This window comes from Treponema sp. R6D11, from assembly GCF_054786075.1.
This window is the reverse complement of the sequence record NZ_BDHD01000324.1, coordinates 1-1,329: the sequence shown is the minus strand read 5'-3', so window position 1 is coordinate 1,329 and position 1,329 is coordinate 1. Positions and strand designations below refer to the sequence as shown.

General features: G+C 68.4%; 1 protein-coding gene. It reads right to left on the bottom strand.

Annotation, left to right across the window (positions count from 1 at the left end; all coding sequences use genetic code 11):
* Positions 1-323: 323 nt before the first annotated feature.
* Positions 324-1,329: Bug family tripartite tricarboxylate transporter substrate binding protein (locus tag ACYVTD_RS12750; protein ID WP_461248126.1), on the bottom strand; the 1,006-nt coding region annotated here is incomplete at its 5' end.

Sequence of the window (1,329 nt, the reverse complement as noted above, 5' to 3'; positions counted from 1 at the left end):
CAGCGCCACCTTGTGCGCCTGCGGCACCTTGTCGACCAGCACCAGCCCCCCGGGCATCACCGTGCCCGCAGGCAACCCCCCGTCATTGGCCACGATGGCCACGTTGTCGGCCGGATGCATGCGGATGGAAAGAGGAAGTGGGGTACTCATGGCAATGTCTCAATTTTCTAAAGGGCTGGCACTACAGCAGTAAAGCAGCTGGCACAGCCCACGCAACCGGCGCGGCCCAAAGCGAGGGACACCAAGCAAGGGCAGCCCCGCAGCGAGGGTGTCGTCCCCCTCCGCGAAGCGAGAAGGGGGAAGGCGCGAAGCGCCTCAGGGGGTCACTCTGCCTTTATTCCAGCAGCCTTGATCACCTTCCCCCACTTGACCACCTCGGCCTTCTGGTACTCGCCCAGCTCGGCCGGCGTCATCTGCGAGGGCAGCATGCCGAAGTTCTTCAGGCGCGCCTGCACCTCGGGCGTGGCGACGATCTTCATGATCTCCGCATGCAGCCGGTCCACGATGGGCTTGGGCGTGCCTGCGGGCGCGAACACCGCCTGCCACGATCCCATGTCGAAGCCCTTCTCGCCGGCCTCGGCGATGGTGGGCACATCGGGCAGCGACTCCAGGCGCTTGGCGCTGGTAACGGCAATGGGACGCAGCTTGCCGGCCTGCACGTGGGGGCCGACGACCAGGGCGGTGTCGAACATCATGTCCACCTGGCCGCCGATCACGTCCTGCACGGCCGGGCCGCTGCCCTTGTAGGGCACGTGGGTGAACTTCACGCCCGTCTGGTAGCCCAGCAGCTCCAGCGCCATGTGGTTGGAGGTGCCGCTGCCCGGCGAGGCCGAGGTCAGGCCGCCCGCCGCCGCCTTGGCCTTGCTGGCGGCCAGCACGTCGGCCAGCGTCTTGTAGGGGCTGGAGGCCGGCACCACCAGCACCAGCGGGCCCGAGCCCAGCATGGCCACCGGCGTGAAGGACTTGACCGGGTCGTAGTCCAGCTTGGCGTACAGGCTCACATTGATGGCGTGCGAGCTGATGGTGCCGCCCAGGATGGTGTAGCCATCGGCCGGTGCGCGCGCCGCAATGGCCGAGCCCACGCTGCCGCCTGCGCCGCCCTTGTTCTCGATCACCACGGGCGTGCCCAGGGCCTTGCTCAGCGGCTGGGCGATCACGCGCGCCAGCGTATCGGTATTGCCGCCAGGCGGGAACGGCACCAGGTAGGTGATGGGCTTGCCCGTGGGCCAGTTGCCCTGCGCGGCGGCGGGCATGGCGGCCAGGGCCGTGCCCAGCAGCAGGGCGCTGGCGAGGGAATGTTGGATGAGTGTGCGGCGTTGCATGGTGCTT